The organism is Streptomyces gilvosporeus (genome assembly GCF_002082195.1).
In the GTDB taxonomy this organism is placed as follows: domain Bacteria; phylum Actinomycetota; class Actinomycetes; order Streptomycetales; family Streptomycetaceae; genus Streptomyces; species Streptomyces gilvosporeus.
In genome coordinates, this window is sequence record NZ_CP020569.1 from 5395085 (window position 1) to 5408331 (window position 13247).

14 protein-coding genes are annotated in these 13247 nt (G+C 68.6%); 6 read left to right on the top strand and 8 right to left on the bottom strand.

The window, feature by feature from the left end; translation table 11 throughout:
- Positions 1–4 precede the first annotated feature (4 nt).
- The gene (locus tag B1H19_RS24145; protein WP_272482232.1) at positions 5–1255 is read right to left on the bottom strand and encodes an LmeA family phospholipid-binding protein; all 1251 of its coding nucleotides are present in this window, start codon (positions 1253–1255) and stop codon (positions 5–7) included.
- A 277-nt stretch (positions 1256–1532) separates the two neighbouring features.
- Here B1H19_RS24145 and B1H19_RS24150 point away from each other — a divergent pair, with 277 nt between their 5' ends.
- The 3 genes from B1H19_RS24150 (at position 1533) to B1H19_RS24160 (ending at position 4388) form a co-directional block, all read left to right on the top strand.
- Complete coding sequence (locus tag B1H19_RS24150; protein WP_083106872.1) at positions 1533–2390, top strand: NAD(P)H-binding protein; 858 nt, start codon at positions 1533–1535, stop codon at positions 2388–2390.
- 105 nt (positions 2391–2495) lie between these two features.
- Positions 2496–3452, top strand: a complete 957-nt coding sequence (locus B1H19_RS24155) for an aminoglycoside phosphotransferase family protein (RefSeq protein ID WP_083109837.1) — start codon at positions 2496–2498, stop codon at positions 3450–3452.
- Positions 3453–3584: 132 nt separating this feature from the next.
- On the top strand, positions 3585–4388 hold the full coding sequence (locus B1H19_RS24160; RefSeq protein WP_083106873.1) for a hypothetical protein: 804 nt from the start codon (positions 3585–3587) through the stop codon (positions 4386–4388).
- Positions 4389–4485: 97 nt separating this feature from the next.
- Here the strand turns inward: B1H19_RS24160 and B1H19_RS24165 are convergent, their stop codons facing one another.
- Positions 4486–6306 (bottom strand): bifunctional metallophosphatase/5'-nucleotidase, encoded by a 1821-nt coding sequence (locus tag B1H19_RS24165; protein WP_083106874.1) that lies wholly within the window; start codon positions 6304–6306, stop codon positions 4486–4488.
- A 455-nt stretch (positions 6307–6761) separates the two neighbouring features.
- On the opposite strand from B1H19_RS24165, the gene mshD reads away from it, so the two are divergent.
- Positions 6762–7679, top strand: coding sequence for a mycothiol synthase (mshD, locus tag B1H19_RS24170; RefSeq protein WP_107426121.1), 918 nt, complete (start codon positions 6762–6764; stop codon positions 7677–7679).
- A gap of 468 nt (positions 7680–8147) precedes the next feature.
- Here the strand turns inward: mshD and B1H19_RS38805 are convergent, their stop codons facing one another.
- The 3 genes from B1H19_RS38805 to B1H19_RS24180 are packed head-to-tail and all read right to left on the bottom strand — an operon-like array spanning position 8148 to position 8720.
- Positions 8148–8345 carry a hypothetical protein gene (locus tag B1H19_RS38805; RefSeq protein WP_159028123.1) on the bottom strand — a complete coding sequence of 66 codons (198 nt, stop codon included), beginning with the start codon at positions 8343–8345 and terminating at the stop codon, positions 8148–8150.
- A 4-nt stretch (positions 8346–8349) separates the two neighbouring features.
- Entirely contained in the window at positions 8350–8535 is a 186-nt protein-coding gene (locus B1H19_RS24175; protein WP_083106876.1) for a hypothetical protein, read from the bottom strand.
- Positions 8535–8720: a hypothetical protein gene (locus tag B1H19_RS24180; RefSeq protein ID WP_083106877.1), complete on the bottom strand. Its 186-nt coding sequence runs from the start codon at positions 8718–8720 to the stop codon at positions 8535–8537. Before B1H19_RS24180 ends, B1H19_RS24175 begins: the two co-directional genes overlap by 1 nt.
- A gap of 404 nt (positions 8721–9124) precedes the next feature.
- Here B1H19_RS24180 and B1H19_RS24185 point away from each other — a divergent pair, with 404 nt between their 5' ends.
- Entirely contained in the window at positions 9125–9667 is a 543-nt protein-coding gene (locus B1H19_RS24185; protein ID WP_083106878.1) for a GntR family transcriptional regulator, read from the top strand.
- The gene (locus B1H19_RS24190) at positions 9664–10443 is read left to right on the top strand and encodes a GntR family transcriptional regulator (protein ID WP_083106879.1); all 780 of its coding nucleotides are present in this window, start codon (positions 9664–9666) and stop codon (positions 10441–10443) included. The genes B1H19_RS24185 and B1H19_RS24190 overlap by 4 nt, the downstream gene beginning before the upstream one ends.
- Before the next feature lie 79 nt (positions 10444–10522).
- Here the strand turns inward: B1H19_RS24190 and B1H19_RS38810 are convergent, their stop codons facing one another.
- Genes B1H19_RS38810 through B1H19_RS24195 form a run of 3 tightly spaced genes read right to left on the bottom strand, consistent with a single transcriptional unit; the run spans position 10523 to position 13205 of the window.
- Positions 10523–11254: a hypothetical protein gene (locus B1H19_RS38810; protein WP_159028124.1), complete on the bottom strand. Its 732-nt coding sequence runs from the start codon at positions 11252–11254 to the stop codon at positions 10523–10525.
- On the bottom strand, positions 11251–11949 hold the full coding sequence (locus tag B1H19_RS38815; protein ID WP_159028125.1) for a hypothetical protein: 699 nt from the start codon (positions 11947–11949) through the stop codon (positions 11251–11253). Before B1H19_RS38815 ends, B1H19_RS38810 begins: the two co-directional genes overlap by 4 nt.
- A gap of 8 nt (positions 11950–11957) precedes the next feature.
- A complete protein-coding gene (locus B1H19_RS24195) occupies positions 11958–13205 on the bottom strand; it encodes a putative T7SS-secreted protein (RefSeq protein WP_083106880.1) in 1248 nt (415 codons plus the stop codon).
- Between the last annotated feature and the right edge of the window lie 42 nt (positions 13206–13247).

The window sequence follows — 13247 nt, forward strand, 5'->3', positions numbered from 1 at the left end:
CCGGCTACTTCTTCTTCGCCGCGTCCCCGAACGGCAGGTTCGCCCCCGTCACCTCGACGTGGATGCCGTCCTGCTTGACGGTGATGGTCCGCAGCCGGACGTCACCGGGCGTCTTCGGCAGCCGGAAGGAGAGCGAGAGCCGGTCGGCGAGCTGGGGTTTGGTCAGTCCGCTCAGGGTGCCGAAGATCTTCGGGTCGATGCCGACCTTCTGGAGCAGCCAGGGGTGGTCCATCACCACATCGACGAGGTTGACCTTCATCAGCTGCTCGATGAAGCGCGGCGAACCGGTCAGGTCGTGCAGCTTCTGCTCGTCGTGCAGCGCCGCGTCGATGTACTGCTGCGGAATGCCGATGCGGTGCGCGATCGCCGGAATGCTCAGCATCGCCTTCACCTTGGCCGCCTGACGGCTGAGCTCGGCGGCGGTCTTCCGGGTGAGCCGGAGGCCCTCCTCCTTGCCGGTGCCGGGGCGGTAGACGGCGATGTCGGCGATGTCCAGGCGCATCTGGCTGATGTCGGTGGAGACTCCGCGGTCCCCCGCCCGCCGGATGTGTGCCTCCGCCTGTACCCGCAACGGGTGGCCGGCGATCGGCAGTTCGCCGACCGCGCGGACCGCATTGGGGCCCAGCTGGCTGAACTTCACCTGGGAGGCGCCCAGTTCGCGGTTCATGTCGTCGAAGGCGAGCAGCACATTGCCGTGCATGCTGCCGATCGTGGCGCCCTTGATGGAGCTCGGCAGATCGCCGTCGATCCGGATGTCGTTCGCGGATGCGGAGAATCTCGCCAGCGAGACCCGGTCGGCCGCCACATCGGGAATGGTGACGTCCACCTGGTCCAGATGCTTGTCGAGGACCTGGGTCAGAAAGGGGAAGCCCTTGATGTCGACGTCCGGAGTGGCGTTCAGATGCAGGGATTCCTTGAGCTTCTCCGCGGCCTTGTTCTGCGCGTAGAGCACCGCGAAGCGGTCGAAGAGCGTCAGGAACGCCGTGCACACCAGGGCGGCCACCAGCAGTTTGATGGTGATCGGCACGGCGGCGAAGCGGCTGATGCCGCGCTTTCTGCGGCGGTGGTTCGGCCGCGTCCATTCCTCGTCCTCGTCGTCCGCACGCAGCCCGAGGCCCAGCGGATCGTCGCTGTCGTCACGCTCGTTGAGGTAGGTGCGGCGCAGCGGCCGGTGGTACGGCTCGGGTTCCGGTTCGAGGTCCGGTTCCGGGTCGGCGAGGGAGGCCAGATCGGCGTAGGGGTTCAGCGGTGTCATCTCGCGGGTGTCGCCGGTTGGCGAGGACGAATCCGGCGGCGAAGTGGGGGAGGGTGAAGATATGCGTATGGGGGTGCGCATCCGTACATCCCACCACGGGTGGGACCCTCGAATGCAAGTCCTACCGGCAGTATGTGACGTACGCGAAAGATGAGCGGTCCGTCTTGGCGAAGATTTGTCATCCCGATGGGGAGCCGGAATCCGCGGCTTGTGGAACAAGTGGAGCGGCGACGGCGTTGTGATGACGACCGCAGCGATGTCTTCCCAAGGGGTTTCCGTGATTGTCGTCACCGGCGCAACCGGCAATATCGGCCGCAGTCTTGTCGGCCGCCTTCTCCAGGACGGCGCGCAGGTCCGCGCCCTGACCCGCGATCCCTCCCGCGCCGGGCTGCCGGCCGAGGCCGAGACGGTCCGCGCGGACCTCACCGACGCCTCCGGCCTCGCGCCGCTGCTGGGCGGCGCCGAGGCGCTGTTCCTCAATCTGGCCGCGGGCGGCGAGCGGTCCGCCGTCGTGGTGCTGGACGCCGCGGTCAAGGCGGGAGTCCGCCGCGTCGTCCTCAACTCCTCGGTGGCGGTGACGGATTCACCCGCCGACGAGACCAACTTCATTGCCCGTATGCATGCCGCCGTGGAGCGTGCGGTGCGCGCGTCCGGCCTGGAGTGGACCTTCGTCCGCGGCAGCAATTACGCCACCAACGCCCTCGGCTGGGCCGCGTCGATCCGCGAGACCGGCGTGGTGCGCGACGCCCACCCGGGGGCGCAGGGCGTGCCGGTCCATGAGGCGGACCTCGCCGATGTCGCCGCCGTCGCCCTGCTGGACCGTACGGGCGCGCACGCGGGCCAGGCGTATGTCGTGACCGGCCCGGAGGTGCTGACCGTCGCCGAGCAGGTCGCCGAGATCGGCCGGGCCGTCGGGCGCGAGGTCCGGGTCGAGCGGATCTCCGAGGACGCGGCCGCCGAGGCGATCGCCGGCCCGCACCTGCCCAAGGCGGCCGCGCGGGAGCTCATCGCCATGTTCGGCAGCACCGTCGACCGGCCGGCGTGGCCCGTCTCGGACGCCGTCGAGCGGGTCACCGGCCGTCCGGCCCGCCCCTTCGCCCAGTGGGCGCGGGAGCACGCGGCGGACTTCTCCTGATCTGACCGGGCCGGGGCGTCGCCCACCTGACGGCATGTCATATCTCGTCCGGCGCCGAGCGAAAACCCTTTGATGGGCCCGCCCCGCCCGCCCTACGGTCCGCGCATGCTGCCTCGCGTGGACACCGACGACGAGGGGGACGCGATCGTCCCCGACGAACAGACCCTGCGGCCGGGCGTCGCCGCCCTCTGCGCCCGGCTGGGGCTACGGGACGCCACCCCGTCCCGCTTTCCCACCGGTTCCCTGCCCGTCTATGCCGTCGGCGACCGCTACGTCCTCAAGCTCTTCCCGGCCGCGAGCGCCGCCGACGCCCGCGCCGAGGCCCGGGTCCTCGCCCACCTCCAGGGCCGCCTTCCCGTCCCCACCCCGTATGTGCACGACGCGGGGGAGTACGAGAACGGCTGGCGCTATGTGCTGATGTCCCGGCTGCGCGGCGGCGATCTGGCCGTCGCCTGGCCCCGCGTCCCCCGGGCCGAACGGGACCGTATCGCCACCGAGGCCGGTGAGGCGCTGGCCGCCCTGCACGCCGTGGACCCGGCCCCGCTCGCTGACGTCCTGGGCCCCGGCGACTGGCCCGCCTTCCTCGCCGCCCAACGCGCCTCGGCCGTGGACCGCCAGCGCGCCCACGCCCTGCCCGCACCGTGGCTGGAGCAGATCCCCGCCTTCCTCGACTCGGTAGCCCTGCCCGTGCCCGTTCCCGTGCCGGAAGCGGAGGCCGGCGGCGGGGCCGGAGTCCTCCTCCACACGGAGTTCATGCGGCAGCATCTGCTCATCGACGCCTCCGACGACTGGCGGCTGACCGGCCTCGTCGACTTCGAACCCGCCATGATCGGCCACCGCGCCTACGACTTCGTCGCCGTCGGCCTCTTCGTCTCCCGCGGCGACCCACGCCTCCTGGCCCGCGTCCTGCGCGCGTACGGCGAGACCTTCGACCCCCGGGAACTCCTCGCCCTCACCCTGCTGCACGTCTACAGCGACCTTCCCTGGTACCTGCGGGAGCTGCCCGCACCGCGGCGGCCCACGCTGGACGCCCTGGCCGAGCGGTGGTTCGGGACACACTGAGGGCGATTGCGGAGAGTATGTGCCGGATTCCGGGGAGAGCGAACGGGAATTGGCGCCCGGGACCACCATGGGGCCACAGGCCCTGTGGATACGCTTGGCCGTCCACTGTCACGGAATTGGGGAACAGCCGCTATGGCAATGCTCAAGAGCACGATCAAGGAACAGGTCTCGGCGGCGATAGCCCAGCAGAACCCCGGAGACCGGGCGCTGGTGACCTTCGAGACGGTCACGGGGCCCAGCCCGTGGCTGATGAGCATGCTCGGGTTCGTCGGGCGCATGATGGTGAAGTACTACTTCGTCACGGTGACGGACCAGGCGGTCGTGGTGCACCGGGTGCACCGGGTCAACAACCGCCCGCAGGAGGTCACCCATGTGATCCCGCGTGACCAGGCCCAGAACGCGTTCTCGGACGTCAACCTGAGCACGCTGTGGAGCTCGGTCCGCCTGGCGCTCCCGGGCGAGGCGGCGCCGGTCCGGCTGAACGTCCACCGGGCGTGGCGGCAGGAGTTGGAGCAGCTGCTGGCCACGGTCGGCGGTGCGCCGCAGCAGCAGTTCGCGGGCCAGCAGCCGGGGATGCCGGGCCAGCAGCCCGGTATGCCGCAGGCCCCGCAGCAGGGGTACGCGCCGCAGGGGATGCCCCAGCAGCAGCCGCAGGCCGCCCCGCAGCCCGGCTACCAGCAGCAGCCGCAGCAGCCCGGCTACCCGCAGCAGCCCCAGCAGCCCGGCTACCAGGGCGCCCCGGCTCCCGCCCCCGGCCAGCCCCAGCAGCCCGGCTACCCGCAGCAGCCGGCCGCCCCGCAGCAGAACCAGTACGGCTACCCGCCGGCCCAGCCCCAGCAGCCCGGCTACCCGCAGCAGCCGCAGCCGGGCTACCAGCAGGCCCCGCAGCAGCCCCCCTACGGCGCGCCGCAGCAGGGCAACCCGTACGGCGGCTGAGCGCCGCACGACGCGCGACGTACGACGCCATACGGAACGGGGCGGGCCCAACGGCCCGCCCCTTCCCGCTATTTCACGCCCCGTACTCCCTACTCCACTACTTCACCACCGTGATCCGGTCCGCCTTCGGCGGGTCCAGCGGGGCGGACGCCGAGGAGTGGGCGGTCAGGTAGCCGGTGAAGGCGTCCAGGTCGGAGGCGCCGACGTACTTGTTCTTGCCGTCCTTGAAGGCGGGGAAGCCGTCGCCGCCGCCCGCCAGGAACTCGTTCATCGCGACGCGGTAGGTCTTGGCCGGGTCGATGGGGGTGCCGTTGAGCTTGACGGAGCCCTTGACGATGCGGTCGGCGCCGGATTTGGTCAGGTCCAGGGTGTAGGTCAGCCCCTTGGAGACCTGGAGGATCTTGGGTTCGGCCGCGTTCGGGCCGGTGACCTGCTGTTGGAGGCCGGTCAGGAGCTGGGTGCCGGTGAGGTCGACGACATTGATCATGTTGGTGAAGGGCTGGACGGTGAACGCCTCCCCGTAGGTCACCACGCCGTCGCCTTCCGAGCCGGCCGCCTTGTAGGCCAGGTCGGAGCGGATGCCTCCGGGATTCATCAGGGCGAGCTGGGCGCCGCCCTTGTCGGCGGCCCGGGTGGCCTCCAGTTGGGCGTCGGCGATGACGTCGCCGAGGGGGGCCTCGGGGGCGTCGGTGCCGCGGCCGTCGATGTCCGCGGAGATATGCCCGACGGGGCGGTTGGCGACCGGCGCGGCGAGCTTGTTCCAGCGGGCGATCAGGGACGTCATGTCCGCGGCCTTGGGCCCCGTGCGCTCCACGACGTGGTTGACCGCGCCGGGCGCCTTCACACTCGTGCGCACGATGTCATGGGTGCGCCGGTCGTAGGTGAGCGTCGTCTCGGTGTAGAGCCTGCCGAAGGAGGCCGCCGAGGTCACCGTACGGGGCCTGCCGGACGGGTCCGGGATGGTGCAGGTGTAGGACTGGTGGGTGTGGCCGGTGACCAGGGCGTCGACCTGCGGGGTCACATGCTTGGCGATCTCGGTGATCGGCCCGGAGATGCCGTCGCCCGGACCGGGGCTGTCGCAGTTGTAGTTGTACGCGGTGGAGGCGGGCATGCCGCCCTCGTGGATCAGGGCCACGATCGCCTTGACGCCCTGCCGGTTGAGCACCTTGGCGTACTTGTTGATGGTCGCGACCTCGTCGTGGAACTTCAGGCCCTTGACGCCGGCGGCGTTGACGATGTCCGGGGTGCCCTTCAGCGTCACCCCGATGAAGCCGATCTTGACGCCCTTGTGCTGCCACACGGTGTACGGCTTGAGCAGCGGCTTGCCGGTCTTCTCGTCCGTGACATTGGCGGTGAGGTAGGGGAAGTCGGCCCCCGCGAACTTCTTCCCCTTCTCGTAACAGCCGTCCTTGGGATGACAGCCGCCCTTCTGCATCCGCGTCAACTCGGCCCGGCCCTCGTCGAATTCATGATTGCCGACGGAGGTGACATCGAGATGCAGCTTGTTCATCGCCTCGATGGTCGGCTCGTCGTGGAAGAGGCCGGACAGCAGCGGGCTGGCACCGATGAGGTCGCCGGCCGCGGCGGTGACGGAGTACGGGTGCCCCTTGCGAGCGGTACGCAGCGCCTGGGCCAGGTACTCGACGCCGCCGGCGGGGATGGTCTTCTTGCTGCCGTCGGGCTCCAGCTCCTGCACCGTGCCCGACGAGCCCTGCGGCGGTTCGAGGTTGCCGTGGAAGTCGTTGAAGGAGAGCAGCTGGACGTCGACCGTACGGCCGGACCCCGGGTGCGCGCTCACGGCCCCGGCGGGCAGCGCCGTCGCGGCGACACCGACCGCCGCGGCCAGCGCGGCGGCCGCGGCCGACAGTCTCCCCGTCAATCTCCGTGCGGCGCGGCGTGGTTGAGGTGTGGATGGCATGGGTTCCCCTCCTGGATGGTCCGAGCGGAGGGCAGCCTACGGTCGACGCGCGTAGCGCAACAGGGGGGACGGGTTACGGCTCGGCGAATGCCGTGGCTTCGCCTCGTCTCGCTCGACGGACCCGGCCGCACCGCCCACCGGCCTGCTGCCGCTCCGCCGACGCGCCGCTCGGCAGCGTCGGCCCGGACGCCTACCTGCTGGATCTGCGGACCGACGGACCCCAGGAGGTACGGGACTGGCTCGCCGCGCGACGGCCAGGACGCGGCTCATCGGGCCCGCCTTCGACCCGGCGGACAACACCGCGTATCGCCTCTCCGGAGGCTCGCTGGGGGAGTGGTTCGACGTCCTCGCCCACGTCCGGGAGATCACCCCGGTGCGTTTCCTCACGCGCGATGACCCGGCCCCCGCCCCCGGGAGAGTCGTACGCTGCACACATGACTGACGCAGCACAGGAGATGGGCCGGTCCGGCCGCAGGATCCGGGTGGTCGAGGAGCTGACCCTGGAGACGGCCGCGGCCGTGCTGGAGCTGATCGAGCAGGCCGCGCGGACGGACGGGCAGCCCGCGGTGTCCGAACAGGGGCGGCTTCAGCTGCGCGGCGGGCGGCGCCCCGGGGTGCGGCATGTGCTCGTGTACACGCCGACCGAGGACGAGGAGCAGCTGGTCGCCTACGGGCAGCTGGAGGACACCGACCCGGTGGAGGCCCCGGCCGCCGAGCTGGTCGTGCACCCGGGCCACCGCGGCCGCGGGCACGGCCGGGCGCTGGGCAGCGAGCTGCTGGCACAGTCCGGGCGCCGGCTGCGGGTATGGGCGCACGGCGGGCATCCGGCCGCCCGGCACCTCGCGCAGACCCTCGGCCTGACGATGTTCCGCGAGCTGCGCCAGATGCGCCGCTCACTGGCCGATCTGACGCTGCCGGAACCCACGCTCCCGGAGGGCGTGACCGTACGGACCTTCCAGCCCGGCACCGACGACGCGGCCTGGCTGGAGGTGAACGCCGCCGCCTTCGCCCACCACCCCGAGCAGGGCTCGCTGACCCAGCGCGACCTGGACGACCGCAAGGGCGAGCCGTGGTTCGACCCGAAGGGCTTCTTCCTGGCGGAGAAGGAGGGCCGGCTGATCGGCTTCCACTGGACGAAGGTGCACGCCGAGGAGGGCCTGGGCGAGGTCTACGTACTCGGAGTCCGCCCCGGCGCCCAGGGCGGCGGCCTGGGCAAGGCCCTCACCTCGATCGGCCTGCGACACCTGGCGGCCCAGGGCCTGCCGACGGCGATGCTGTACGTCGATGCGGACAATGTGGCGGCGGTGAGCGTGTACGAGCGGCTGGGGTTCGTCACCCATGAGACGGATCTGATGTATCGGTCGGAGACGTGAGGTAGGGGCGGGGGCCTGATGTAGGGGTAGGCGGGCGGGGTGCCGGAGGCTTTCGGGCCGCTCGACCCGGCCCGTCCGCCACCCATCCCCGCCGCTCTGCCCGCGCAAGTCAGGTCACACCGGTGGCCTTCGCCCCGCGCAAGGCAGGCCAGGGCCTTGACCGGTGCCGCAGCCGAGCTCCAGCACGCTCTCGGGGCCGCCCAGCAGCTCCGGGTCCGGCGCGGCCGGGCGGTCACGGTACTGCGTTCAGCGGAAGACCGGTTCGGAGCCGAACACTTCGTCACGTACGGACGGGGATTCGGCGTAGAGGTTCCAGAGGCGGCGCTCGTGGTCGTAGTTGTGCGGTGTAGACACGGTGGCGTCCTCGCAGGGCCGGTGGGGAAAGCGGCCCCGCCGGTGATGGGCAGGCGGGGTCGGCACGGTGGTGCAGGGGTGGCCGACGGTTCGGTACGACGGCCCCACACCGGTCTACTGGGGCGGACGTGTGTCGTCCGGATGCCCGTCCTCCTCGTAGGACGACACGATGTCGAGAATCTCCCGCAAGGTGAGGCCGTTCTGCGCCTGGAGGATTTCCCTCAGTTGCACTTTCAGCAGCGCGCATCCGGGACAGTCACGAGGGTCGGCATGATCGGCGTGAGGCACCCCGAGCGGATCCTGATACGCCACGTTCTCACCGCGCCTTCGGGTGGGAGTGGCGGCGCATCTCGACGTTGCAGTCCGTCGCCTTGGACCTGTCTCCCGCGGCGTACGCCCTCGCGCGCTGCGCGGCCAGGGCGGCGCACACATCGCACCCGGCGACGGGTACGGGGTCCGGCGCCGGTTCCCCCAGGTGAACGGAGCGGCAGGTGCGGGGCATCAGCCCACCACCTCCACACCGTGGATCCAGCGCGGCCCGGCGTCGTACCCGTGCACGGCCAGCCACAGCGCCCGCCGCCGTCCGCGCTGGGTTCGGCGTTCCCGCCGTTCCTCGGGCGTGAGGACGTACGGACGGATCAGGTACGAGTCCTCGCCCCGCAGCATGTCCGGCTGCCGTACGCGCACGCGGGGAGGTACGGGCGCCGGTGCGTCTTCGCGGCGGCGCACCATTGGGACCCGGGGTAACCGCCCGACCGGAGCGGAAGCGCGGGGCTCGGCGACCGGGTACGTCTCGCCCGCCCGGTGGCGCCCCGCCGCAGGCAGCAACAGCCGTAAGAGCAACTCCAAGAGGCGGGCGAGAACATCGGCGGCAAGGGCTGCCGCAGCGGGAGCAGGAGGGTGAGCTCGCGGGAATCGATAGTGCCGCGACAGGGAAACGGTGAACCACCGCCTTGAGCCTGGGCTGTACGATCTCCCAAACTGTATCGCTATTTACGAAAAGCAGCAAGCAAGACCGAGGTGGTTGCCGCCGGGCAGTCGCTTACCGTGTACGCGAAGGGTTGGGATCACCTACCGCACAGGAGGGCGCCGTGAGCACCAGCGAGTGGGTCAGTACCTCGATGCCGTACCTGACGCCCCGTGAGAAGGGGCAGCCCGACGCCTGGGGCGCGGAGGCTGCCGCCCGAGGTCGCCGGGGCAGCCAACGCATCGTCCATGCCGGGGAGATCGCGGCACCGGCCGAGATCGCGGAATGTCTGGGGATCGCCGAGGGCGAGGACGTCGTCGTACGCCGCCGCATGATGTATCTCGACGACGTGCCCTGCGAGTTGACCGACACCTATTACCCCGTCCACATCGCACGAGGAACCCGTCTGGCCGGGACGGCCAAGATTCCCGGCGGCGCGGTCTCGCTCCTCGCCGAACTCGGGCACACAGGCACCCGGGTGCAGGAGGACGTGATCGCCCGGATGCCCAGCGGCGACGAACGTGATGCCCTGCGGACCGGCGCGGGCGAACCGGTGCTCCAACTGACACGGGTCACGCTGGACGGCCACGACCGCCCGATCCAAGTCGACAGGATGGCCATGCCCGGACACCTTCAGCGGCTGCGCTACGAGATCAGGATCGGATGACCGTGCCGAGAACCGAAGACGACGCGTACGACCGGCGGTCCCTGCACGAACGGATCGCCGCCGATCTGCGCGACGAAATCATGAGCGGCGACCTGGCCCCCGGCGCCAATCTGCCCTCCACGGCGCAGCTCAAGGCGCGGTTCGACGCCTCCAACGCCACTGTGCAGAAAGCGCTCCAACTCCTCAAGGACGAACGCCTCGTCGTGGGTCGTGCAGGAGCGGCGGTGACCGTTCGGGAACACCGGCAGCGGACCATGCGGCCCGCTTCCTTCATGTCACCGGCCGGCTCCGGCGAGCAGTACCCCTGGCTCGCCGAGGCCGCGAAGCACGGAGAGCGGGTACGTAGCGAGCTGCTGGAGGTTGCGGAGGCCGTGCCGCCCAGTGACGTCGCGGACGCCCTCAAGCTCGCGGAGCGCGATACGGCACTGCTCCGTCGCCAGATCCTCTGGATCGACGACGAGCCGGTCGAACTCGTCAAGTCTTTCTACCCGTTGGCCATCACGCGCGACACCGCGATGACCGAACGCCGCAGAATCAAGGGCGGCACACCGACCCTCCTGGCCGAACTGGGGTACCCGCCCAGGCTCAGTGTCGACCGGGTCTCCGCCCGCGTACCCACTCAAGAGCAGTACGAGGCCCTGCGCCTTCCCAGCAACCTGCCCGTCCTTCGAACCCTGCGCGTCGTCTACAGCGACCATGAACGGCCCATCGAGGCCACCGTCATGGTCAAGGCCGGCCATCTCTACGAGCTTCAATACGAGTTCACACCGGAGTGAAGCCGACCTTGCCGCTCGTGCGATCAGTAGTACATACGGGTGCTCGCCGGTGGGCTCAAGGGAAACCGCCGCCAGCGATTCAACCGAATGCCGACATACCGGCTCGGTCAGCAGGTGCGACCGGGGCGGGCCTCCGCGGCCCTTCTGCCTCTTCGAGTGCACCAGGCGACGCTGGGCGGATGTCTCTGTTCTCGTCATACGCATCGGGCAGGAAGCGCAGAGTGCGAAGAAACTCGGCCACGATCTCGCTGTATTCGGGCCAGTGGTCGATACTTGGTGTGCTGAACGTGACCGTGACGAGGGTCTGTTCTCCTGGTACGTCGTCCTGAGGGACCGGAATGAACGCCTGCAGCTGAGCGACATCCACAGGTATTTCCTGCCCTGTGGTGGTGAACTCACCAGGGATGCGAAGCGCAGGGGTCTGCTGGATCACCACCACAGCCTGTCCGCAGGTCAGTTTCACGATGCTGACCTCGGCATAGTTCGCACGTTCTTTTTTCATCACCTCGCGAATCCCCTCGACGGCTACGGATACGTCCGCATAAACGAGAGGACTGATTCCTATGGTCAAGGTTCCGGTAGACCGTTCATTGTCGAACTGCCCATGGCAGGAGGCGGCATAAACAACTCCCTCGGTCAGGAGGGTGGCGGAGGTCCTCTCGTATAGGCCGGCAACTACTCCAATCTCACCTTCCGGGCGATCTATCCCCTTTGCCTCTGCTCGCGCTGCAACTTCCTGTCGTGCCTCTTCGTGACTCAATCCCACCTTGATCTCTTTGAATGCGGCGGACAGTTCAAATGCTATGTTCATCGCGTCTCTGTTCCTTGCGCAGGTGGGACGGTTCCCTGTGCAGCGTCCTTGAGCGCGCTGGCCTTGCGTCGCGCAGCAACCCGCCCCGCTGCCCAGGTCGCGGCCGCGCTGGCCAGACAGGTCGCACTGGTCCCGGCTTCCACGAAGTAGGGGCGATCAGAGATCAGATCTCTGATGGCCAGACCGCCGACCACAACCGCGCCACCTACCAGTGGTAGTGCGTATTGGTTCCAGCTCCACGGATTGCGCGTCCGGCCGAGCTCCCTCCGGATATTCTGGAGTTCACTCGGAGGGGGTGCGGAGAGGCGGTTGCTTGCCTGGAAACCAGGCTGTTGATAGGGGTTGTTTGGGATGTGCGGATAGGCTGGCTGCCGCGCGTCAACTGCCCCCGTCGAGGGGTGGGGCTGCTGCACGCGGCGCATTCTCATGTGGAGTCCGGTCCGGTTATAGGTTTCCCATTTCCAGATTTCATATCCGTGCTGCCTCGCCAGCCAGATCGTCTCTTCGCGGGACATTCCGGTGCCGGTAAGTCGCACAACAACTTCCGGACGTCCGTCAAAGGATTTGAGCAACTCCGCTCGGCGGCGATGTTGTGTGGCCGACGAACCGATGTGGTCGTGCCAGAGGTAGATGGGAATGGCGGCGATGAGAGCCAGCAAAAGGACCAGAGATCCGATAACGGCGAGATCTTGCAAGACGCCCCCTAGTCAGACGCCTTGTGCGCTTCGGCGTCTTTCTCGCTGCCGGATTCCCAGGCGTGAGTAAAGGCGATACCCAGAGCCGTCACTGGGCCGAGGGGTCCACCCAACAGCATTGCTCCGCCCATGGCCGCGCCTTCTTCTTTGCTCTGTGGAAGGAATATGCCAAGCCCTGTTGGATCCTTTACCCAGTCTTCGATAGTCATCGTGCTCGAACCGCCTCCAATGACTTTTCCGACATTGTTCACCACCTTGCCAACGGAGTTCCAGTCCGATAGTTTCTCCAGTTTTTCTCCGGCTTTTCCCACGCCGAACGAGGCCAGGCCGAGGCCATCCTCGGTAAGCGTTCGGTCGCTGACTTCTGCGCCATTGGATCGCGCAAAAGTATGCAGTCCCAGGGCGATTCCAGACGTGGCTCCAGACACCACTCCCATAGCCGCGCCTGCTGGTGGAAAGGCTCCGTCAAGTGCCAGACCCAACACGCCTGTCACCGTGCTGATGGTGGAGAACACATCGCCGATCGCTGCGATGGCGTTGGCATGCTCCTTGACCCACTGAGAGACCGCGTGGAAGAGAGCTTCCTGGCCTTTGACCAGCTGTTCCAGACCGTTCTTCAGGTCGTCGAAGAGGCCCGGCCCCTCCGGGGCTTGTTCGCCCGCAGCCTTCAGTACTGTGGCGACCTTTCCCGCGAGTTCCTCATGCTGGCTGCGGATGTCCTGGGCGGAGGAGATGATGCCCGCCAGCGCGTCGCGTGCCGAACCCAGCTCAATGAGTGCTGCCTTGTAGCGCTCATTGGCCACTTCGGCCTGGGCGTCGCTCATGACGCTGCCGTCGCGGAAGATCTGCAGGTCCTCGTTGCTCTCGGCCCGTTCGGCGCGCTTTCGGGCGGTCTTGGCCTCGGTTTCGTACGAATGCGCCTTGGACTGCATCGCTTCCAGTTGCTTCTTCCACATCTCCAACACATCGTGGGCCGCCTTGAAGCTTTCGCCGGCGTCGTGCAGAAGCTTGGGAAGCGCCTGGGTCTTGGCGCGGAATGCGTCCGCGGCGGAGCCGGTCCAGCCGCCGTCACTCACGTTGTGCAGAGTGTCCGACGCAGCCGTGATGTTCTTCTGCGCGCGGTTCAGGTCCTCGACCAGGTCACTGACCGCCGGCAGAACTCCCGGCGCCGGATTGAACTGTAATCCGGGAAAGTTGCCGTTATCCTCGTACGGGTCGCTACCGCCGTATCCCCACAGCTGTTCACCCAGCGACACTTCTCTTCCCCCACTACAGTTGGCCCAATTCCCGGTCGTGCG

Bases quoted from the DNA above. Each gene is read 5' to 3' on its own strand.
- B1H19_RS24145 (WP_272482232.1), bottom strand. From the start codon at position 1,255: ATGACACCGCTGAACCCCTACGCCGATCTGGCCTCCCTCGCCGACCCG.
- B1H19_RS24165 (WP_083106874.1), bottom strand. From the start codon at position 6,306: ATGCCATCCACACCTCAACCACGCCGCGCCGCACGGAGATTGACGGGG.
- B1H19_RS24190 (WP_083106879.1), top strand. From the start codon at position 9,664: ATGACCGTGCCGAGAACCGAAGACGACGCGTACGACCGGCGGTCCCTG.
- B1H19_RS24175 (WP_083106876.1), bottom strand. From the start codon at position 8,535: ATGCCCCGCACCTGCCGCTCCGTTCACCTGGGGGAACCGGCGCCGGAC.
- mshD (WP_107426121.1), top strand. From the start codon at position 6,762: ATGGGCCGGTCCGGCCGCAGGATCCGGGTGGTCGAGGAGCTGACCCTG.
- B1H19_RS38810 (WP_159028124.1), bottom strand. From the start codon at position 11,254: ATGAACATAGCATTTGAACTGTCCGCCGCATTCAAAGAGATCAAGGTG.
- B1H19_RS24160 (WP_083106873.1), top strand. From the start codon at position 3,585: ATGGCAATGCTCAAGAGCACGATCAAGGAACAGGTCTCGGCGGCGATA.
- B1H19_RS24155 (WP_083109837.1), top strand. From the start codon at position 2,496: ATGCTGCCTCGCGTGGACACCGACGACGAGGGGGACGCGATCGTCCCC.